Below are 22427 nucleotides of genomic sequence, written 5' to 3' on the forward strand. Positions count from 1 at the left end.
AAAAACATGCGAATTTGATGCTTTATGCGGTATTAGCAGCCGTTTCCGACTGTTATCCCCCTCTTAAAGGCAGATTGCTCACGCGTTACTCACCCGTCCGCCACTAAGTCGAGAATTCCAATCCCGAAGGATTTTCCAAATCGACTCCGTTCGACTTGCATGTGTTAGGCACGCCGCCAGCGTTCATCCTGAGCCAGGATCAAACTCTCTAAAAATTGTATTAGAACGAGCAAAAACTCGTTTTAACCGACTTTAGAGTCTGACGTGTCACTTTATTTTAACTGGAGTTGTGACTTCCAGCGATTTACCAAGAGTAAAAAACTCTCGAAATTTCAGGTTCGCACTACAACCTTCGTTCTTTTGAACAAAAGTTTAAGCACATCGTTGTTTAATTTACAAGGTACAATCTGCTGTTTTCAAAGAGTTTTCACAACTTTTCGTCGTTCTTAATCGCTCATCAACAGCTTACTTAGTATATCAAAACCAGAAGCGTTTGTCAAGAACTTTTTCAAATTCTTTTTCAGAACCTCAATCGGTTCTAAACCAAACTTTTCGGTTTTGCGCTTGTCTCTGAGAGACAGCTTTAATAGAATACCAAATCCCGGAGCATTTGTCAAACACTTTTTTTCGTTTTTTTGCGAAAACTTTTGCTACAAACAAAAACGGCGGCTCACGCCGTCGTTTTCTCTTTTTCTCGATGTTCGGACAAAGTCAAACCGCTGAGCGCCCAAACCGTGCCAAGCCACATGATCGGCGTCATGGTTTCGTGCAGAATCAACGCTGAGCTTACTATTGTAATAACCGGCGTTGCATAAATGTACACGCTGGTTTTCACCGGGCCAAGCAGGAAAACCGCGCGATTCCACGTCACAAAGCACGTTGCAGACGCGCAAAGGCCCAGAAACAACAGATTTGCCAGATGCACCGGCTGCGTCCACACGCTCAAACCGGACGGAAACCCTTCCATCACTGCAGGAACGAGCAAAAACAGCAAACCGTATCCAAAAATGCGACAGGTGAGCGGAATGGTACGGTAGCCCATGTGACCAAGCTGGCGCACGAGCACCGAGTACACACCCCAGACCAGAGCCGCGCCTACGCCGAGCAGTGCGCCAATCGGGCTGAAATGCAACTCACTGACGCCCGCAAGCGACACGAGCGCGACACCTGCCATTGCACAAATGAAGCCGAAAAAGAACCATTTGCTGAGTTTTTCGTGCAGCACGACCGCTGCGATCAGCGCGGTAAACAGCGGCGCTGCCGCTACGATAACGCCGACCAGCGACGCAGAAATGTACGTCAGCGCGATATTTTCCATCAAAAAATACAGCGTAACGCCCGAAAGACCGGCCAGTGCAAACAATCCCTCATGCCACCTTTTCTGCGGACGCATGAGGCCCTTGCCCACGATGAGCAGCGCCAGAAAGCCGAGCGTGAACCGCGCCACCATAATCTCCAGCGGCGTGAAGGCGCGCAGCAGTACCTTCGTTGAAACAAACGTCGTACCCCAGACAAGCACGCTGAACGCGCCGAACAAATGCCCCTGTATTCTGTGTTTTTCCTGCATGGTATTCTCCTTTTCAGTGAAAACAGGCGGTTACGGCTTGACCCAGTTCTCCTGTCCTGCGAATGCGTTATACGGTGCCGGATTGAAATGATTGATCAGACCGCTTCTGAGCACAACCTGCTGCCGCTCAAATGCCAGCGGAATGAGCGGCATTTCGTTCAGAAACGTCGTGTACAGCCCCTCCGTATTCTCGCCGCTGCGGTACGCCGTGATGGCATTGCTCATGTCCTCACTCGAGTACGATCCATAGTTCAGTCCGCCCTGTGGAGACAGCAGCGGGCGCAGATCAAAGTCCGGCGTCAGCTGAACTTCACCGTAGTACGCGTCGAACGAGCCGCTCTGCAGCATGGAAACATAGGTGTCATACGGCTCCTCATCCACCGTGACATTGACGCCGTTCAGCGAATTCCAAGATGCCGCAACCTGTTTTGCCGCCGCTACCTTAAACGCGTTGTCCGAGTTGACGAGCAGGCGGAACGAAAGCTGCACGGTCGCCGCATCCGTCACGATCGTATCGGTTACTGCGGTATCGGTCGAGCCGGAATTGTCCGCAGAATCGGTCGAATCGCCGGAATCCGTGTTCTCATTGTCCAGAAGCACAGCTTTCCCGTCCGAAACCGTCGAATCAGTCCGGTTTTTCGACGTGCGCACGGTCAGAAAATCCACCTTGTAATCGGTATCGCCTGCCCGGCCGCTCGTATAATAGATAAAGTCGCCGTCCTCGTCGTAGTAGCCATCCTCGTCGGAATTGTCCGAACTATCGCTGTTATCACCGGAATCGCCGGAATTATCCGTAGAATCCGAACTTTCGTCTGAGTTATCCGAGGAATCGGTATTGCTGTCACTGCTGCCTGCAGAAGATGCACCTTCCTGTGCCGCCTCGCGCAGCAGCTGCGCCGCGGTCATCAAATCCGCCGACAGGCTGTACGACACGCCGGTATCTGCCGGCTGCGGATTGATCGGCAGCACCGCCGGAGCGGCATAATCCTGCAGCTGGGTTGCACACAGCCCCTGACGGCTGATCGCCATAGAAAGCGCCTGCCGCACTTTCGCATTCGCGAACTGGCTGTTATTATAATTCAAACCGATATAATGCAGCATAGCACTGCTCACCGGAACGGTATCAACCTCGCCGGTGAACGCGATATTCTGATCATCCGGTGCAATACGCGCGCTGCGCATGATGGATACATCGCCGGTGCGGAAGCTGGTGTCCGCTGCATCCGCGCGCGTCATTTTGACCAGCGTAATGTGGCGAATGGTGCCGAGAAAGCCGCCGTGCCAGTTCTCGTTGGCCTCCAGCGTCCATGCGGCGCCGTTCTGAACCGGCTTGTACGGTCCGGTGCCCTCTGCGAACTCGCCTTCGTCGGTCGTACCCGCCCGATAGATCGGAATATCCAGCAGTTTCGGGAAGTTGACATTCGGCGACGCAAGCGTAATGCGAACCATGCGCTTGGTCACCTCTTCAATCGAGGAAACCTCGGTCAGTCGGTTGTGGTACGGCGAACTTTCGTTTTCCAGCACAGTCTTAAGACTTTCGGCAACATCACTTGCCGTCAGCTCCGCACCCGACCAGAACTTGATGCCCTTTTTAATTGTAAAGCTGAACGTGGTTCCGTCGCTCGTATAGTCCTCGCACAGCTCGTTTTCGAGCGTAAAATCGCTTTTTATCTCAAAAAGCCCCTCGTAAAGCGCCTCACGCAGCATGCTGTTGACCTCGGTGCCGTCCATGACCGGATTGAGCGTTGTGCCCGAGCGATACCACGCCAGACCGAAATACGCGTCCGACACATCCACGTTGTCTACCGGTGCGCCGTCGCCGTCGTTTCCCTTTCCAAACGGGAACGTGCAGCCGCTGAGCACGACAAAAGCCGCCATTGTCAGCGCAAGCGCACGTTTTTTCCAACTTTTCATTGCATTTGATCCTTTCGCTTACAGACAGATCATGCCGCCCTGCACGCCGCGCACACCGTGCGTTACGCGGTGCGACCAGAATTCATCCGAATGGCACATGGTGCAGATGCCGCTGTCGATCACATTTTCCGCCGAAAGTCCGGCATCCTGCAGCAGCTTTACGCCGATGCCCTGCAGGTCCACATGGAATTTCGGACCTTTCTCCATGATGAACGGATGCACCTGTGCACCGAGCAGCTCTTCCATCGCTTCCGGCACATCCGCGTCGGTCTCGAAGCACTCCTGCCGGATGGACGGACCGAGTACGGCGATCAGGCTTTCGCGTTTTGTGCCGAGCTGCTCTGCCATCACATCGACGGTCTTGGGCAGAATCCCTGCCGCCATGCCGCGCCAGCCGGAATGACACACGCCCGCAGTGTGCGTCGCCGGATCATATAATAAGGTGACAACGCAGTCCGCGTAAAAGCCGATGATGGGCGTGTCCGCGAGTGCGGTCACGATCGCGTCCGACTGCCATTCCATCGGACGGTGCAGCCCCATGCCGACCTTGTCCTCGGTCACGACCGACACCTGTGTGTCGTGGATCTGCTTGGTGAGCGTCATGCGCGTCTCATCTACGCCGAGTGCTTTGCCCAGCAGACGATAGTTTTCGCGCACATTCTCTAACTCGTCACCGCGGTTGAAGCCTAAATTCAGGCTTTCGCACGCGCCCGTGCTCACACCGCCGAATTTAGTGGTAAAGGCATGCCGCACCGGAATCCGTCGGCAGGTATAATATACGAAAGAACCGCGCTGTACGCGGCACATAGACTCGTTCATAGTCGTTCCTCCTCGTCTCTTCCATGAGGGAATACAGAATTATTATAGCAAATCGCCCTGCCGTTCACAAGAGCGCGCACCGGCCGTTTTCAAAAAACACCAAAAACCGTGTATGTCAGCTTGTCTTTTTCTTGACAGTTTGACGAATAGGCTTTACAATTAAACATAGTATAATACCTGCTGTAACAGAGCCGGTGCCAATGGTGAGCACGGCTTTTTTCAAAGGGATTATCATTTTGACCCGACAGATCAATTTCTATCGGAACCGCATTTTTCTTTTGACAGCGCAAAACCCTGATTTTTTCGAGCGAATCTTCGCTTTTTCGGCGTATTCTGCCTTTATTCTTCGTGCAGTGCTCATGCGTGCTGCGCGTGTTCCACCGTGGAATCAGCCTGTTTTCTGCCGAACTGCCGCTCTATTGAGAAACAGCACCGCAGCTCTGCGGTATTGTCTTGGTTTTGTGCCGTCTCCCAAAATTCGTAAATAGGAGGACACACCAACAGACATGAGCAACATCATCATACCGATCATCACCGGTATCGTGTGTCTCGCAGTAGGCGTAATCATCGGATTCCTGTATCGCAAGAGCGTTGCGGAAAAAGAGATCGGCTCTGCCGAGACCGAGGCCACCCGCATCATCAACGAAGCGATCAAGGCCGGCGAGACCAAAAAACGCGAATCCATACTCGAGGCAAAGGACGAAATCCACAAGCAGCGCGTCGAAGCCGACCGCGAGCTGAAGGAACGCCGCAATGAGACCCAGCAGCTTGAGCGCCGCCTGATTCAGCGCGAGGAAGCACTGGACAAGAAGAGCGACATGCTCGACCGCAAAAATGACGACCTGAACCGCCAGCTGGACGCAAGCCAGAAGGAAAAGGAAGAACTCGAGCGCATCAAGCTCGAGCAGGTAGAAAAGCTGGAGCAGATTGCCAGCATGACCCGCGACGAAGCACGCGACATGCTCGTCCAGTCCATTGAAAACGAAGCAACCCACGATGCAGCCGTCAAGCTGCGCGAGATCAATCAGCGCCTGAAGGACGAGAGCGAGCAGACCGCCCGCGAGATCATCTCGACCGCAATTCAGCGCTGTGCCGCCGATCAGGTATCCGAGGCAACCGTTTCGGTTGTTCCGCTGCCGAACGACGAGATGAAGGGCCGCATCATCGGCCGAGAGGGCCGCAATATCCGCACGCTGGAAACGCTTACCGGCGTAGACCTCATCATCGACGATACGCCCGAGGCGATCACCCTGTCCTCGTTTGATCCGGTTCGCCGTGAAATCGCGCGTCTGGCACTCGAAAAGCTGATCGTTGACGGTCGTATCCATCCGGCCCGCATTGAGGAAATGGTTGACAAGGCCCGCCGCGAGGTGGAGCAGATCATCAAGAGCGAAGGCGAACGCGCTACCTTCGAGACCGGCATTCACGGCATTCACCCCGAGCTGGTCAAGATCCTCGGCCGCCTGCGCTACCGCACCAGCTACGGTCAGAACGTCCTGCAGCACTCCATCGAGGTGGCTCACATTGCCGGCATGATGGCGAGCGAACTGGGTCTGGATCCGGTTCCGGCACGCCGCGCAGGCCTGCTGCATGATATCGGCAAGGCCATCGACCACGAGGTTGAGGGCAGCCACGTTCAGATCGGCGTAGACCTTGCCAAGAAGTACAAGGAATCCCAGCCGATCATCCACGCCATCGAGGCACACCACGGCGATGTGGAGGCAAAGACCATCGTAGCATGTCTGGTCCAGGCAGCCGATGCCATCTCCGCTGCACGTCCGGGCGCTCGCCGCGAGAACCTGGAGAACTATATCAAGCGTCTGGAGAAGCTCGAGAGCATCGCCAACGAGACGCCCGGCGTTTCCGGTTCGTTTGCCATTCAGGCAGGCCGCGAGATCCGCATCATTGTCAATCCGGAGAAGGTTTCGGACGACAAGATGGTGCTTCTTGCCCGCGAAATCGCCAAGAAGATCGAGAACGAGCTGGATTATCCCGGCCAGATCAAGGTCAACATGGTACGCGAAACGCGTGCGATCGACTACGCAAAGTAAGCAAAATCATACCCCGCAAGAGATTCTCTTGCGGGGTATTTTTATGCCTTTTTTCAGCTTTTAATCTTTATTGCAGACAATGAACCGCACGCCACCCTTTATATTTTCCGCCTTGCAGGTCAGGCCGTGCAGCGCAAGGATTTTCTGCAGAATGGCCAGTCCCAGTCCGTGCCCGCCTGCACGGTCGCGCGCCTTATCGCCGCGATAGAACATCTCGAACAGGCGCGGCAGCTCGTTCTCCGGAATGGGTTCGCAGTCGTTTTCGACGGTCAGCAGATGATTGCGGCTGTTCGTCAGCCGAACGGACACACGCCCGTTTTCCGGCGAATACTTGGCGGCATTCTCGAGCAGGCAGCCGACGGCACGCCGCAGCAGCGTTTCGTCGCCGCGGATACGCACGCCGTCCGCAATATCGGCGGTCAGGCGGCGTTTTTCGAACAGCGGCGCGTACTCGGTCAGTACATCGCGCACAAGTGCGGTCAGATTGAGCGTTTTGCGGTTTTTCAGCTCGTCCGTGCGGTCAAGACGGGTGTAATCCAGCATTTCCCGCACCAGACCGTTCATACGGTCGGTTTCCTGCTCGATAGCGGCAAGATACCGCGCGTTTTCCTCGGGCGAAATGTCCTGCGCGATGGCCTCGGCGTACCCGCCGATGAGCGCAAGCGGCGTTTTCAGGTCGTGGCTTGCCGCCGACACAAACTGCTGGCGTTTGTCCTCGAGGTCGCGTTCGCTGTCCCAGCGGGTGTGCAGAGTCGCCGCCATTTCGCTCAGCGCACGGTTGAGTTCACCGATTTCGTCTCCGCGGTTCAGGTCAGGTTTGAATTCGTCGAATGCGAGAATGGATACCCTATTGGCTTCTCTTGCCGTATCAACCAGTGGGTCGGACACCATTCGGCGCACAATTTTATAAAAGAGGAACAGGAAAATCAAGTACAGCGCAATCGTGATAGGCAGCATAAGGTGAAAACAAGTACCGTATGCGTTTTCTCGATTGACCAGCGCCGCCGTAGCAAGAAGCACCTCGTCATCATACGGCATCACCTGAAACGTGCCGACATATCGTTGCGATGCCCGTACCTCCGCCCACTCCTCGTCCGGTATGTTTTCGCCGTCTATCGCCCGCAGTTCGGTATCCAGATAGCGCAGTGCATCAAAGTAGCCCTCCATCGCTGCATCCGTGCGAAATGGCCATTTCCCCGGTATGTATGCACCTATGTACTCGCCTCCGTCGGAGCAGAACTGATTTGTTTCCTCAACCGGTGTTTGCGCCGTCCATTCCTCATAAACAATCTGAATTCGATTCGGGAAAAAGATAACTTGTGTATCTGTCTTGACCTGTCGGCCATAGACTGTAACTATCGGTTCCGCAAGCTCGTGAGTGTATGCCTCGTTCATTTCACGCAGCGATTGCTCGGAGAAACCGCTCAAATCAATACCATAGTACATTGCCGAAGACGCATAATAGTACAGCATCAGCGGCGATCTAATCAGAACCCGCTTATGATTTTCATCATAATACTGTATGATATAGGGCGTATCTACATTATAATAGGGCGACAGATTGGCGCGCAGCAGATCGTATTCCGCTGTGCCTTCTGCCGGGTAGTGCGCTGCATCACCTTTCAGGATTTTAAGGTCACTCATCAGCAATCCCGTACTCGCTCTCATGCTGGCATTAGCTTCCTCTCGAGCTTTATCCTGCGCAAGCTTTGCCACTTGCCACACCCACGGCACCAGAAACACCGCCAGAATCACCGCCACAACCGCGGTCAGCCTGGCCGCGATGCCGATTTTACGAAACCGCTTTTTCATGTTGATCCCCCCAATCGGTAGCCCTTGCCGTACACCGCACGGATATGCTGCGAGGCTGTTCCAAGCGCCTTACGCAGACTGGCAATATGCCGGTCGATCATGCGCTCGTCCCCGTCGAAATCCGTGCCCCATACCCGCTCGATGAGCAGGTCGCGCGACACCGTGCGTCCCTGTTCGCGCAGCAGCAGCTCGAGTATCTTCGTCTCCTTGGGACGCAGATTCACCGGGTTTCCGTCCACCGTTACCGTGCCGGATGCCGTGTCCATCAGGATATTCGCGTAGCCGAGCTCACTCGCGCCCAGCCGCAGCCCGCGGGCCCGCCGCATGAGCGCCTGCGCCTTTGCCACCAGCACCGGAAACGAAAACGGCTTGGTGATATAATCGTCCGCGCCCGCGCGGAATCCTGCCAGCGTGTCACCCTCCTGCCCAAGTGCCGTCACGAAAATGACCGGTACGTCGCTCTCCTGCCGCACCGCTTCGCAGACCTCCAGCCCGTTCAGATGCGGCATCATCACATCCAGCACCAGCAGGTCGAACGGCTGCGCCTGTGCCAGCACGAGCGCCTGTTCGCCGTCATACGCCGGTGTTACCGTCACGCCTGCTGCCCGAAAGAAATCCTGCATCAGCGCGGATAACGCCTTGTCGTCCTCCGCCAAAAGAATGTGTCCTGCCATGGGAGTGCCCCCTCGCTATCTGTCATTGGTCTATCCTTTTCCTGTATTTAGTATAGCATAGAATTGTCCATTCTTTATCCAATGAAAAAAGCCTTTCCGAAATTTTTTTCGGAAAGGCTTTTGTATAAGTTCGATTTAGACGGCTTCTTTACGCCTGCGGCGGGATACAGCCCACGCCGTCCAGAATAAAGTGCGGACGATATGCGTAATTCTCCACATCCTTGCGGGTAGTGCAGCCGGAGAGCACCAGAACGGTGTCCAGACCGGTTTCGATGCCGGCAACGATGTCGGTGTCCATGCGGTCGCCGATCATGGCCGCCTCGTGCGAATGCACGCCCAGCAGGCGCAGACCGGTACGCATCATCAGCGGGTTCGGCTTGCCGACATAGTATGCGGTCTTGCCGGTGGCCAGCTCAATCGGCGCAACCAGTGCGCGGCATGCCGGAATAATGCCCTGCTCGGACGGGCCGGTCAAATCGGAGTTGGTAGCGATCAGGCGCGCACCCTTGTTGATCAGATCAACGGCCTTGAGGATGGTCTGATAGTTGTAGGTGTTGGTTTCACCCGCGATAACGTAATCCGGGTCAACATCGTTCATCACGATGCCCGCCTCGTACAGCGCACCGACCAGACCGGGCGCGCCGATCACATACGCGGATGCGTGCGGCTTCTGGCTGGCGATAAACTTTGCCGTAGCCAGAGCAGAGGTGTAGAAATGCTCCTCACCGATCTCCAGACCCATGCGGGCCAGCTTCTGCTGCAGCTCCAGCGGCGAACGCTCGGAGGAGTTGGTCAGGAAAAGGAAGCTCTTGTTTTCACGCTGCAGCCAGTCTACAAATTCAGGTACACCGGGCAGCAGACGGTTGCCGTGATAGATAACACCGTCCATATCGCAAATGAAGCCCTTCTTGTCGCGAAGCAGCTCTAATTCTTCGTTCATTATGCTGATCTCCTTTCGGTAGGCGACCCATGCTGAAACAGCATAGCCGGAAATCTTTTTGTCCATTCTTATTATGCGTAAAATTTCCGCGAACGTCAAGAGCCAACCGAGGAAAAAATGTTAAATCCTCGTAAAGAGCTGAAAAGAGAGCGGAGAGCGAGGAGTGGAGAGTGAAGATTTTCTTCTCCGGGCGCATACCAAGGGACACAGGCGGCTCTGCCGCTGTGTCATTTTTAACAAACACCAAAAAGGACCCGGAATCGATAATTCCGAGTCCTTTTTGGCGCAAGCCTGTAAGGGTGTCCCCTCGTTCCAAAGGGCACAGCCCTTTGGAACGAAGCCGAGAGCCTTACGGCTCGAGGCGGTTCATATCACGCGGGAACATAGAAGCCTCGCGGATGTTGTTCAGCCCCAGCAGCTGCATGGTCAGTCGCTCCAGACCAATGCCCAAACCGCCGTGCGGCGGCATACCGTACTTGTGCAGCATGGTGAAGGACTCAAACAGCTTGGCGTTCATCTTGCGGGCCGCCAGCTTGTCCATCTGCTCCTGATAATCGTGGATACGCTGACCGCCGGTGGTGATCTCCAGGCCGCGGAACAGCAGGTCGAACGACAGCGCCAGCTTCGGATCCTCCGGATCATCCTTCGCGTAGAACGGACGCTTTGCGGACGGGAAGTGAGTTACAAATACGAAATCAGAGTCGTGCTCCTCCTTTGCCCACTGGCACAGCAGCACTTCTTCGTCCGGATTGAGGTCGTAACGGTTCTTGGACTTGTGACCGTACTTCTCCTCCATGATCTGCTTGGCCTCGTGGAAGCGGATGGTCGGGATCTCCTTGATCTCCGGAACCTCGGCGTTCAGCATAGCGAGTTCCTCGGCGCAGTGCTCCTTAACGTAAGCCATAACGGACTTCAGCATGCCGGTCTCCATTGCCATTACATCGTACATGGAATCAATGTAGGCCATCTCGAAGTCCAGACCCATGTACTCGTTCAGGTGACGAGAGGTGTTGTGACGCTCTGCACGGTAAACCGAGCCGATCTCGTATACACGGCCGAATGCACCGGCGAGGTACTGCTTGTGGAACTGCGGGGACTGTGCCAGATAAGCCGGGGTGCCGAAGTAATCCAGCTTGAACAGGTTTGCGCCGCCCTCAGCGCCTGCAACTACGATCTTCGGGGTGTGGATGTGGGTAAAGCCCTGCGACTGCATGTACTGTGCAAAGCCGTCAGCGATCGCACCCTGTACGCGGAAGATCGCCTGCTTGCGCGGATGACGCAGCGTGATCGGGCGCAGCGGCAGATCAACATCGAGGGACAGACCCATATACTTCTTGCCGAGCGGTACCGGCAGCTGGTCGTACGGCTTGCCGAGGATGGACAGTGCGCTCAGAACGACCTCAACACCATGCTCTGCACGCGGCTCCTCACGAACGGTACCGGTAACCTCAAGTACCATTGCGTCCTTGATGTCCGAACGCTTGATGCCGCCGATCTCGTCACCCTGGAAGGTGCACTGGATCAGACCGCGCTCAACGCGCATTACAACAAAAGAAAAGTCAGACATATCGCGTACACGGTGAACCGTGCCGCGGAACGTGACCTCGCTGCCGACTGCTTCGCAGACGCGCTTTACGGTGTCAACGTACTGACCCGCTTCATGAATCATTTCCATAATATTACGCCTCTCTGTTTACAATTTTCAGATAGAGTTATTGTAGCATGGATTTAATGCCGTGACAAGGTTTTACCAGTGAAATCCACGCTGTTTCGACAATTTTTCTTATCGTTTCAGCCGGCGGAGCACCGCCTGTACTTCCTCGCGGCCCTCACCGCTGACGATAATGCACACTGCATAAACGCCCGCACCGACCACGACAGCCGCGCCAAGGCGAATGAGATTGCCGACCGGCAGCAGCGTGCATGCAAAGGCCGCCACACCGCACAGCAGAGCCGAAACGATGATGCGCACCAGGCTGACCGGTGCCACGCGGAACAGAAACCGGCTGCGCACGCGCACGCAGGTGATGATAAAATAGGACGCAAATGCGACCACCGAACCGAGCGCACCGCCGGTAAATCCAAGCGTTTTGAGCAGAATGACACTCGAAACCACCTTGATAACCGCTGCAATCGCACTGTTCTGCAGAACGTGTACGGTGGACTGCTCCAGCTCATACGCCTTGTTGGCGTATTCGGTCAGGCCCATGAACAGCATGGCCAGCGCGGTATACGCGATGACCGGCGCACCGGCGGCGTACTTCGCGGGGAACAGGAACCGGCTGAGCGGCAGCGCGACCGCCGTCAGACCTGCAACCGCAGGCACGGCGATCAGCAGATACAGCCGCACGCCCTGATCGAGCAACGGCTTTGCCGCAGCTTTGCCGCCCTCACGCCAGCCGCGCAGCACGGCAGGATACACGCCGCGCATAATGCCGACCGAGATCATCGTGAACAGACCGCTCGCGATCGAGTTGTTATTCGAATAGTATGCGTACAGAATGTTGCCGTAAAAGCCGACAACGAGGTATTTGTCGATCTGGTTGAGCAACGCCACCGAAATGGAAACGCCCATCAGCGGTACGCCGTATTTGAGGAACCTGTTCAGCAGCGGCTTGGAGAAATATTTCAGCCGCACAACAACCGGCAGGCTAAGCGCAAACACCGCACCGATGGTGGCTACACCGTCCGCAATGGTATTGGCAAAGATAGCCGGGAACGGCGACGGATAATTCGACTTGCCGCCGACAAGCGCGAATGCAACCGCGAGCTTGAGCACCGCCGAGGTCAGCGACCACAGGATGGACGCTTTGACGCGGCCGAGCTGAATCAGCGCCGCATTGAGCACCTGAAACGCCGTGTAGGTGCAGAACATCAGCGCGCCGCCCAGATAGACCGGACTCTGCGTCACAGCCGCCGTAATGCAGCAGCCGATGGCAACAAGCACGCACAATCCCACATAGATGGTAGAAACCGTGGAGAACAGGCCGCGTCCTTCATCGGCGCGGTACTCCTCACCGACATAGCGGGTGGCGGAATTCGCCATCCAGCCCGCAAGGATGAGGTACAGCAGCTGTATCGTGGTGTTGGTCAGGTTGAATGCACTGACCGCACCCTCCACAAAGATGTGAGAATACAGCGAGGAACACCCGATGACGAGCAGTCCCTCGACCACCTTGGCCGGCAGGAACAGCATGGCATCGCGCGTCATGGTATTTTTAGAGGACAAAAGAAAAACCCTCACTTTCCGTCAGATAAAATCAGTATACCATGTTCTGAGCAAAAAAACAAACTTCGTTTGCCAAAATACTGCCGAAAAAGACGACATTTACCGCGTCCGAGTTTTGCAATCCCCCTGTTTTCATGGTATACTGATTATACTTGTCAAGTGGAGGTATTTGACTTTGCGAATCATGCATGTAATGGGCGGCGGCGATGTAGGCGGCGCCAAGACCCAGATTATGAATACCGTGACCGGACTCAACCGCAATAACGATGTGATGCTCATCTCGTTCCGCGCAGGTCCGTTTGCGGATGAAGCGCGCGAACGCGGCATTGATGTGCGCGTGATCGAGCGGCACAACCCATTCCGCGCGGCACGAACCATGCGCGACCTGGTAGATGCGTTCAAGCCCGATATAATTCACTGCCACGGCGGCCGTGCCAACCTGATGGGAGCCATGGTGCGCCGCAGCCGTCAGGTGCCGATCGTCACGACCGTGCACTCGGATTATCGGCTGGACTACCTCGGCAGTCCGCTCAAGCAGTACACGCTCGGCACGGCGAATGCCATTGCCCTGCGCTTTCTCGACTTCTATCAGCCGGTCGCGGACCGTATGGCACGCACGCTCATCGAGCGCGGCTTTGACCCGGAGCGCATTGTAAAAATCTACAACGGCATGGATTTTGATCGTCCGAAGGGCGAATTTGACCGTGTTGCCTATCTGCGGGACACCTACGGAGCCGAGATCGAGGACGGCGACGTGCTGTGCGGCATTGCCGCGCGTCTGACCGCCGTCAAGGATATTGCGACCACCATCCGCGGCTTTGCCGAGGCGCTGAAATCCGCGCCGCAGCTGCGCCTGTTCATCGCCGGTGACGGCGAGGACGAGGATATGCTCAAAAAGCTGTGCGACCAGCTCGGCGTGCGCGAGCGCGTAACATTCTGCGGCTGGGTATCGCCGGTCATGCCGTTCTTCCGTGCGATGGACATCAACCTGCTGTCCTCGGTGTCCGAAACCTTCCCGTACTCCATTCTTGAGGGCGTTTGTGCCGGCTGCGCGACCATCTGCTCGGATGTCGGCGGCATGCCCGAGCTCATCGACACCGGCGAAAACGGCTATATCTTCCCGGTCGGGGACGATAAGCGGCTGGCGGAATATCTGGTCCGTCTGGGCAACGATGCCGAACTGCGGCAGAAATTCGCGGACGCGCTGTACGAAAAAGCCTCCCGCGATTTCTCGCGCGACAAAATGTGCGAACGTCAGATGGAAAACTACCGTCACCTGCTGGCACGGTTCCACCGTCCGAAAAACGAGCGCGAGAGCATTGTCATCTGCGGTGCTTACGGACGCGGCAACGCCGGTGACGACGCCATCCTCGAGGCCATTGTGCAGGAGATGCGCCAGCTCGATCCCGATCGCACCATCTGCGTGATGTCGCGCAGGCCGAAGGAAACGCGCCTGATCTACCGCACGAACGCCATCTATACCTTTAATGTGTTCTCCGTCCTGCGCAAGTTCCGCCATGCCGCGCTGTATATCAACGGCGGCGGCTCGCTCATGCAGGATGTCACGTCCACCCGCTCGATCTGGTACTACTGCTACACGCTGTACGCCGCCAAAAAGCGCGGCTGCAAGGTAATGATGTACGGCTGCGGCATCGGTCCGATCAACCGTCCGGGCAACCGCCGGATGGCCGCCAGAACCATTGATGCATCGGTTGACCGCATCACGCTGCGCGATGACAATTCCCGCGCACTGCTTGCCGAAATGGGCGTTACACGGCCGGATATCCGTGTTTCCGCCGACCCGACCATCATTCTGACGCCGGCGCCGCGTGAAATCGTCAATATCGCCCTCGAGCAGAGCGGTATCGACCCGAACGGCAGCTATATCGGCTTCGGTCTGCGCAACTGGAAGGGGCTGGACGCGGCTCTGCCCGAAATCGCGGCTGCAGCCAACTACGCCTACGAAAAGCACGGCCTGACGCCGGTTTTCGTACCCATCGAGTTCCCGAGCGACCTCATGCCCGCAGAACGTGTCGGCGCACTGCTGCACTGTCCGTGGCACGCCGTGCGTACCCGACAGCCCATCGAAGTCACCATCGGCATCCTCTCCCGCATGAAAACCGTGGTCGGCATCCGACTGCATTCGCTGATGTTCTCCGCCGGTCAGGGCGTTCCGGTCGTCGGCATGAGCTACGATATCAAGGTGGACGGCTTTCTGAAATATATCGGCAGCCGCACCTGCCTGCAGCTTTCGTCCGTCAAGGCGGAGCCGCTGTGCCGCCTCATTGACGAGTGCGTCTCCGGTGCGCTCGATAACGAGGTGCACCGCACTGCGGAAATGCTGCGAGAAAGAGAGTCCGAGAATGTGAAGGGTGCAGCGAAGCTGCTGAACATTTCCGAAAACTAAACCGTAGGTCAGCCCGCCCTACGATATATGATAAAACAATCCACTAAAGGGGTTATATAGATATGAAGAACCACATCGTCTGTCTTTCGACAACGAACTACCATCCTCTGCCGACGCGCAAGCAGAACGTGATGAGCCGTCTGCGCAACAGCGAAATCCTGTATTTTGATCCTCCGGTGTCCATGATCGCACCGCTCAAGGACAAAAAAGCCTCCGCATATATCGAAAAGTACAAGCAGCCCGGCGAAAAAGTCGAAGGACACGAAAACATCACTGTGTACGCACTGCCGCCGGTACTGCCGTTTTTCAACAAATTCCGCTGGATCAACAAAATTAACCAGAAGCGGCAGGCGGCGTTCATCCGCGAAAAGATGCGCGAGCACGGCTTCGGCGACGAGACCGTGCTGTGGTGCTACTCGCCGTCCTCGTGCGACATTGTGGAGCACCTGCCGCACGCCAAGCTGGTATACGACTGTGTAGACCGTCATTCCGCGTACAAGGGTCACATCAATCCCAAGGTTGTGGACAAGATGGAATGCGATCTGGCCAAGCCTGCCGATCAGGTATTCGCAACCGCAGTCGGACTGGCAGAGACACTGGAAAAGATCAACCCGACTACCCAGATGATCCCGAACGGCGCGGCTTACGAGATCTTCTCGCGCGTACAGACCGAGAAAGACACCCTTCCCTGCCCGGAGGACATGAAGGATCTGCCGCATCCGATCTACGGCTTTGTCGGCATGCTGCAGGAGTGCATCGACTATGCACTGATCGAAAAGCTGGCGAAGAGCCGTCCGAACGCGACGATTTTCCTTATCGGACGCACGCTGCCGGGTGTTGACCTGACCAACCTCAAGCAGTACCCGAACATTGTATTCCACGGTCTGGTGCCGCAGCCCGAGCTGCCCGCATATCTGGCGCAGATGGACGTCTGCCTGAACGTATTCCGTGCCGGTGCGCTCTCCAAGGACGTTTCGCCGCTCAAGTTCTACGAATATCTGGCAACCGGCAAGCCGATCGTTTCCACGCGCGAGCCGCTGCAGGTCGAGGATTTCAAGGATGTGGTCTACATTGCCCGCAATCCCGAGATGTTCCTGCCGCTGTGCGATGCCGCTGCCAAGGAAAAACGTCCGGCATGGACGGAAAAACGCCTTGCCTACGGCGCGCAGTGCTCGTGGACCGAGCGCGTGCACCAGATGGAAGAGGTGCTTTATAAAAAGGGCGTTCTGCACGAAAGTGCAGAGGAGTAAAATTTATCTTTGGGCATTTACACGAATCCCGAAAAAAGCGGGTAAAATACTTGCATTAACAAGTTAAATTAGCTAAAATAAATATGTATCGTCACCGTTGGTTTTAAGAAAGAGGTGTACACATGACCGGCAGCGTATTTTTGAACCAGACTGCAGCTGAACAGTTTTTCGTTCTCGGGCATTCGTGCATTCTCTCGGGCATCGGTGCACATAAATGAGCGATTATAGGGCACGGGTATACCCGTGCCCTCATTTGTTTTTGTAGGAGGAATAACAAATGAAAAAAGTTCTCGTTGTCATGGGATCCGACAGTGATCTCAAGGTAATGGAAAAGTGTGTTGACCGTCTGAAATCGTTCGATATTCCGACTGAGGTCCGCATTTGCTCCGCGCACCGCACCCCGGCCGCTGCCGAGCAGCTGGCGGAGAACGCGGCAGCCGAAGGCTTCGGCGTTATCATCGCGGCAGCAGGCAAGGCCGCACATCTCGGCGGTGTACTGGCGGCTTACACCACGCTTCCGGTAATCGGCGTGCCGATGGCCACCAGCGTGATGGGCGGCATGGACAGCCTGCTCTCCATCGTGCAGATGCCCAAGGGTATTCCGGTGGCAACCGTTGCGATCGACGGCGCAGACAACGCCGCCATCCTTGCAGCACAGATGATCGCCCTGTCGGATGACGCGCTGGCACAGAAGCTCGCGCAGTTCAAGGCCGATATGGCAGCGGAAGTTACCGCAAAGGACGAAAAGGTTCGCGCTCAGTTCGCGTAATCTATATAGAGCAATACCGCACCCCCGCAAGGTAAAGGCATTGGGGCCGCTCCCATTGGCAGCTTCGATGTACAACCTGCAAACAACATTGTTTCAAATTAACACTACTTATACAAATGGAGGAATTGGACATGGAAAAGAAAGAACAGCTGTACGAAGGCAAGGCTAAGAAGGTATTCGCTACCGACGATGCAAATCTCGTAATCGTTGACTACAAGGACGATGCAACCGCATTCAACGGCGAGAAGAAGGGCACCATCACCGGCAAGGGCGTGATCAACAACGTAATGAGCAATCACATGTTCCAGCTGCTCGAGCAGCAGGGCGTGCCGACCCATTTTGTTGAGCAGCTCTCCGAGCGCGAGACCCTGGTAAAGAAGGTCTCTATTGTACCGCTGGAGGTCATCATCCGCAACATTTCCGCTGGTTCCTTTGCGAAGCGTTTCGGCGTGGAAGAGGGCATCGTATTCGACGAGCCGACCATCGAGTTCTCCTACAAAAACGATGAGCTTGGCGACCCGCTCATGAACGCTTACCACGCTATCGCACTGAAGGCTGCTACCCGTGAGGAGATCGAGACCATCAAGGCAATGGCCTTCAAGGTAAACGAGGTTATGAAGCAGTACTTCGATACCCTGAACGTCATCCTCGTTGACTTTAAGCTCGAGTTCGGCAAGACTGCGGACGGCAAGATCGTTCTCGCAGACGAAATCTCTCCGGATACCTGCCGCCTGTGGGACAAGACCACCAAGGAGAAGCTGGACAAGGACCGTTTCCGTCGTGACATGGGCGGTGTCGAGGAAGCATATCAGGAGATCATGAAGCGCGTTATGGGCAAGTAAGCCCATCCGCAAGGCAAGATTCGGACAAGAAAAGGCTGAAGAATGAAATATCGTATTTTAAGAAAAAGCAGCACTCCGTTTGACAAGGTGCATGAGGAGTGCGGTGTATTCGGTATCGCAGCGCCGGAAGGCAAGGAGATTTCCGCCGCGCACGACGCGTATACTGCACTGTTTGCTCTCCAGCACCGCGGTCAGGAGGCTGCCGGTATCGCCGTAAACAAAAACGGCGTGATCCACTGCCATAAGGACACCGGTCTGGTCAGCGCCGTGTTCAATCAGGAGATTCTGGACAACATGCCCGGCTCGATGGCTATCGGTCATGTGCGCTACTCCACCACCGGTGATACCCGCCGCGAGAATGCGCAGCCGATCTCCATCACCCATGTAAAGGGCAATCTCGCGGTTGCGCACAACGGCAACCTTGTAAACGCAGGCGAGCTGCGCCGCGAGATCGAGCTGGACGGCGGCATTTTCCGTTCCTCGAACGACACCGAGGTGCTGGTCTACACCATTGTTAAGGAACGCCTCAAGTGCGGCTCTATTGAAGAAGCCGTTATGAACACCATGCACCGCATCGAGGGTGCATACTCGCTGGTTGTTATGTCTCCGCGCAAGCTGATCGCGGCACGCGACCCACACGGCTTCCGTCCGCTGTGTATCGGCCTGCTGGACAACGACTGCTACATTTTCGCTTCCGAGACCTGCGCTCTGGACGCGCTCGGTGCAAAGTTCATCCGCGATGTAGAACCCGGTGAGGTCTGCGTTGTCGAAAACGGTGAGCTGCGCTCCATGCACTGCGGTATCGAGTGCAAGTCCTCCGCGTGCGTATTCGAGTACATTTACTTTGCCCGTCCGGACTCCATCATCGACGGTGCATCGGTTGAGCTGGCCCGTCAGGAGGCCGGCAAGTATCTGTCCATCGAGCATCCGGTCGGCGCTGACGTGGTTATCGGCGTACCGGATTCCGGTATCCCGGCAGCCATCGGCTACGCGAAGTTCTCCGGCATTCCGTACGGCGTCGGTCTCATCAAGAACCGCTATATCGCCCGCACCTTTATCCAGCCGGGTCAGGACAAGCGCGAGCGCTCCGTACGTCTCAAGCTGAATGCCCTGCGCACCGCTATTGAGGGCAAGCGCGTCATCATGGTCGATGACTCCATCGTCCGCGGTACGACCTGCGGCCGTCTGGTAAAGCTGCTGCGTGACGCAGGCGCGGCTGAGGTTCACATGAGAATTTCGGCACCTCCGTTCCGTCATCCCTGCTTCTTCGGCACGGATATTCCGGAGCGCAACCAGCTGCTCGCACACAACCGCACGGTTGAGGAAATGCGCGAGATCATCGGCGTGGATTCGCTCGGCTTCCTGTCGCTCGAGGCCTGCCGCAAGATTGCAGTCGGCTGCAAGCTGGGCTTCTGCGATGCATGCTTCTCCGGCGAGTACCCGATTCCGGTCCCCGAGCAGGTGGATAAGAACATGTTCGAGACCGAGATTCCGCTCCCCTCTAACAAAGACTAAACCTGAATGGAAAATGATGATTGATAATGAAGGTCACACGCCTTCATTATCAATTTTCCATCTTTAATTATGAAAGTGAGATGTTAAGAATGAGTGTAAGCCGTTCTGAAAGCTACAAGGCTGCCGGCGTTGACGTTACCGCAGGCTACGAAGCGGTCAAGCTGATGAAGCCGATGGTAGAAAGCACCTTTACCAAGGGCGTTATGGGTACGCTCGGCGGCTTCGGCGGCCTGTTCCGTCCGGATTTCAATGGCATGAAGGATCCGATCCTCGTTTCCGGTACGGATGGCGTCGGCACCAAGCTCAAGCTGGCGTTCCTGATGGACAAGCACGACACCGTTGGCATCGACTGCGTTGCCATGTGCGTAAACGATATCGCCTGCTGCGGTGCACAGCCGCTGTTCTTCCTCGACTATGTTGCAGTCGGCAAGAACCACCCGGAGAAGATCGCACAGATGGTTTCCGGTATCGCAGAGGGCTGCCGTCAGGCAGGCTGCGCGCTGATCGGCGGCGAGACCGCTGAAATGCCGGGCTTCTATCCGGAAAACGAGTACGATATGGCCGGCTTCTCTGTCGGCATGGTCGATAAGGAAAAGATGATCGACGGCACCGGCATCAAGGCCGGCGACGCGCTGATCGGTGTTGCCTCCTCCGGCGTACACTCCAACGGCTATTCTCTGGTTCGCAAGACGCTCGGCATCAACGAGAAGTCGGTTCGCCGCTACATCGACGAATTCGGCAAGACCCTCGGCGAAGAGCTGCTGACCCCGACCAAGATCTACGTTAAGGCGATCCAGTCCCTGATGGGCAAGGTTGAGGTTAAGGGCATCAGCCACATCACCGGCGGCGGCTTCTATGAAAACGTACCGCGCATGCTGCCGGCAGGCATCGTTGCCAAGATCGAGAAGGCTGCTATGCCGGTTCCGCCGGTATTCGACCTGATCGCAAAGACCGGCAAGATTCCGGAGCGCGACATGTACAACACCTTCAACATGGGCGCCGGTCTGGTTCTGGCCGTTGCCGCTGAGGACGCTTCCCGCGCGGTTGCAGCAATTTCCGCTGCAGGCGAGCAGGCTTATGTTATCGGCGAGTGCGTAAACGGCGCTGAAAAGGGCGTAGAGCTGGTATAATTCTATCCCGTTTCGTAGGGCGGGGTGCCCTCACCCCGCTGCTTCTAACGATAAGCAGATAATTTACAACGGCGGGGTGAGGGCACCCCGCCCTACGGAGAAGAAGATGCTGTTTTCAGCATACTTCGATTTTCGGAGAAAAATAAATGACAAAAATTGCAGTTTTGGTTTCGGGCGGCGGCACGAACCTGCAGGCGCTCATTGACGCACAGCAGGCGGGCAAGATCGAAAACGGACAGATTTCGCTCGTTATTTCGTCCAACCCGAAGGCGTATGCACTCGAGCGTGCCGCAAAAGCGGCTATTCCCTCCGAGGTGCTGCGCCGCAGGGACTTTTCCGACGCAGAAGAGTACGGCAAGGCGCTTACCGCTCTGCTGGAGAACGCAGACATCGGTCTGATCGTGCTCGCAGGCTTTATGACCGTCCTGCCGGACAGCTTCTGCCGCCATTTTGAAAACCGCATTATCAACGTACATCCCTCGCTCATCCCCTCCTTCTGCGGAGAGGGCTTCTACGGTCTGCGCGTGCATGAAGCCGCGCTGGCAAAAGGGGTAAAGGTTACCGGTGCGACCGTACATTTTGTATCCGAAGTGGTAGACGGCGGCGCGATCATCGCGCAGAAGGCCGTTGAAGTGGAAGATGGCGACACACCGGAGACCTTGCAGAAGCGCGTCATGCAGAACGCAGAGTGGATTCTTCTGCCGCAGGCAGTATCCGACTTCTGCGCAGGCAGACTGCGCGTGGACGGCGCTATCGTCCATAAAAACTGAACAGGAGTGACAGCATTATGAGCAAGAATGTTTTTGACATCAGCCAGGAGCTGATGAGCAACGCATATCCCGGCCGCGGCATCATTCTCGGCCGCACCCCGGATAATAAAAAGAATGTTATCGCCTACTTCATCATGGGCCGCTCGGAGAACAGCCGCAACCGCGTGTTCACCGAAACCGAGGACGGCATCCGCACCGAGGCGTTCGACCCGTCCAAGATGGTCGATCCCTCGCTGATCATCTATCATCCGGTGCGCCTGTACAACGGCACCCTGGTCGTTACCAATGGCGACCAGACCGATACCATCGTGGACTATCTCAAGCAGGGCAAGAGCTACTTTGAAGCGCTCCGTACCCGCGAGTTTGAGCCGGATGCGCCCAACTACACCTCCCGTATTTCGGGCGTTGTCAATCCGGACGGCTCCTACAGCCTGTCCATCCTCAAGAACTTCACCTCGGACCGCACCGCCAACAAGCGTTTCTTCTATGAGTACGATAAGCCGGTTGCCGGTCTGGGCCACTTCATCCATACCTATCAGTGCGACGGCGATCCGCTGCCGCCGTTCCGCGGCGAGCCGAAGTGCATCCGCATCGAGCTGCCCATCCGCGAGTTCACCAACCTGCTCTGGAACAGCCTGAACGAGCAGAACAAGGTTTCTCTGTTCGTGCGCTACGTCGATCTGGAGACCGGCGAAGTTGAGCAGGAAATCCGCAACAAGAACGCAGAATAACTGCGAC

17 protein-coding genes and 1 rRNA gene are annotated in these 22427 nt (G+C 56.1%); 9 read left to right on the forward strand and 9 right to left on the reverse strand.

Annotation, left to right across the window (positions count from 1 at the left end):
- The 4 genes from ACWVX6_RS01665 to pgeF all read right to left on the reverse strand — a co-directional run.
- Nucleotides 1-215 (reverse strand): 16S ribosomal RNA (locus ACWVX6_RS01665); the annotation flags it as partial.
- 455 nt (nt 216-670) lie between these two features.
- Nucleotides 671-1567: a DMT family transporter gene (locus ACWVX6_RS01670; RefSeq protein ID WP_455152168.1), complete on the reverse strand. Its 897-nt coding sequence runs from the start codon at nt 1565-1567 to the stop codon at nt 671-673.
- Nucleotides 1568-1597: 30 nt separating this feature from the next.
- Nucleotides 1598-3481: an ABC transporter substrate-binding protein gene (locus ACWVX6_RS01675; RefSeq protein ID WP_455152169.1), complete on the reverse strand. Its 1884-nt coding sequence runs from the start codon at nt 3479-3481 to the stop codon at nt 1598-1600.
- A gap of 18 nt (nt 3482-3499) precedes the next feature.
- Nucleotides 3500-4300: a peptidoglycan editing factor PgeF gene (gene pgeF / locus ACWVX6_RS01680; protein ID WP_455152170.1), complete on the reverse strand. Its 801-nt coding sequence runs from the start codon at nt 4298-4300 to the stop codon at nt 3500-3502.
- Between the two features lie 506 nt (nt 4301-4806).
- Here pgeF and rny point away from each other — a divergent pair.
- On the forward strand, nt 4807-6351 hold the full coding sequence (rny, locus tag ACWVX6_RS01685; protein ID WP_117492099.1) for a ribonuclease Y: 1545 nt from the start codon (nt 4807-4809) through the stop codon (nt 6349-6351).
- A gap of 60 nt (nt 6352-6411) precedes the next feature.
- Here rny and ACWVX6_RS01690 read toward each other — a convergent pair whose 3' ends face one another.
- The 5 genes from ACWVX6_RS01690 to ACWVX6_RS01710 form a co-directional block, all read right to left on the reverse strand.
- Nucleotides 6412-8163, reverse strand: coding sequence for a sensor histidine kinase (locus ACWVX6_RS01690; RefSeq protein WP_455152171.1), 1752 nt, complete (start codon nt 8161-8163; stop codon nt 6412-6414).
- Entirely contained in the window at nt 8160-8837 is a 678-nt protein-coding gene (locus ACWVX6_RS01695) for a response regulator transcription factor (RefSeq protein ID WP_455152172.1), read from the reverse strand. Before ACWVX6_RS01695 ends, ACWVX6_RS01690 begins: the two co-directional genes overlap by 4 nt.
- 148 nt (nt 8838-8985) lie before the next feature.
- Nucleotides 8986-9777, reverse strand: a complete 792-nt coding sequence (locus tag ACWVX6_RS01700) for an HAD-IIA family hydrolase (RefSeq protein ID WP_270478292.1) — start codon at nt 9775-9777, stop codon at nt 8986-8988.
- A 349-nt stretch (nt 9778-10126) separates the two neighbouring features.
- Nucleotides 10127-11452 carry an aspartate--tRNA(Asn) ligase gene (gene aspS, locus ACWVX6_RS01705; protein ID WP_455152173.1) on the reverse strand — a complete coding sequence of 442 codons (1326 nt, stop codon included), beginning with the start codon at nt 11450-11452 and terminating at the stop codon, nt 10127-10129.
- 108 nt (nt 11453-11560) lie between these two features.
- Complete coding sequence (locus ACWVX6_RS01710) at nt 11561-13006, reverse strand: lipopolysaccharide biosynthesis protein (protein ID WP_118286183.1); 1446 nt, start codon at nt 13004-13006, stop codon at nt 11561-11563.
- 184 nt (nt 13007-13190) lie between these two features.
- Between ACWVX6_RS01710 and csaB the strand changes: the two genes are divergently transcribed.
- The 8 genes from csaB (at nt 13191) to ACWVX6_RS01750 (ending at nt 22420) form a co-directional block, all read left to right on the forward strand.
- Nucleotides 13191-15413: a polysaccharide pyruvyl transferase CsaB gene (gene csaB, locus ACWVX6_RS01715; protein ID WP_455152237.1), complete on the forward strand. Its 2223-nt coding sequence runs from the start codon at nt 13191-13193 to the stop codon at nt 15411-15413.
- A gap of 62 nt (nt 15414-15475) precedes the next feature.
- Nucleotides 15476-16663: a glycosyltransferase gene (locus ACWVX6_RS01720; protein ID WP_455152174.1), complete on the forward strand. Its 1188-nt coding sequence runs from the start codon at nt 15476-15478 to the stop codon at nt 16661-16663.
- A 277-nt stretch (nt 16664-16940) separates the two neighbouring features.
- Nucleotides 16941-17432: a 5-(carboxyamino)imidazole ribonucleotide mutase gene (gene purE, locus ACWVX6_RS01725; protein WP_455152175.1), complete on the forward strand. Its 492-nt coding sequence runs from the start codon at nt 16941-16943 to the stop codon at nt 17430-17432.
- A 131-nt stretch (nt 17433-17563) separates the two neighbouring features.
- A complete protein-coding gene (gene purC / locus ACWVX6_RS01730) occupies nt 17564-18274 on the forward strand; it encodes a phosphoribosylaminoimidazolesuccinocarboxamide synthase (RefSeq protein WP_110435883.1) in 711 nt (236 codons plus the stop codon).
- A 42-nt stretch (nt 18275-18316) separates the two neighbouring features.
- Nucleotides 18317-19789: an amidophosphoribosyltransferase gene (gene purF, locus ACWVX6_RS01735; protein WP_161275162.1), complete on the forward strand. Its 1473-nt coding sequence runs from the start codon at nt 18317-18319 to the stop codon at nt 19787-19789.
- Between the two features lie 89 nt (nt 19790-19878).
- The gene (purM, locus tag ACWVX6_RS01740) at nt 19879-20919 is read left to right on the forward strand and encodes a phosphoribosylformylglycinamidine cyclo-ligase (RefSeq protein WP_110435881.1); all 1041 of its coding nucleotides are present in this window, start codon (nt 19879-19881) and stop codon (nt 20917-20919) included.
- A 146-nt stretch (nt 20920-21065) separates the two neighbouring features.
- Entirely contained in the window at nt 21066-21689 is a 624-nt protein-coding gene (gene purN, locus ACWVX6_RS01745) for a phosphoribosylglycinamide formyltransferase (RefSeq protein ID WP_118286178.1), read from the forward strand.
- 17 nt (nt 21690-21706) lie between these two features.
- Complete coding sequence (locus ACWVX6_RS01750; RefSeq protein WP_110435879.1) at nt 21707-22420, forward strand: IMP cyclohydrolase; 714 nt, start codon at nt 21707-21709, stop codon at nt 22418-22420.
- Nucleotides 22421-22427: the final 7 nt, after the last annotated feature.

This window comes from Butyricicoccus sp. (genome assembly GCF_977037065.1).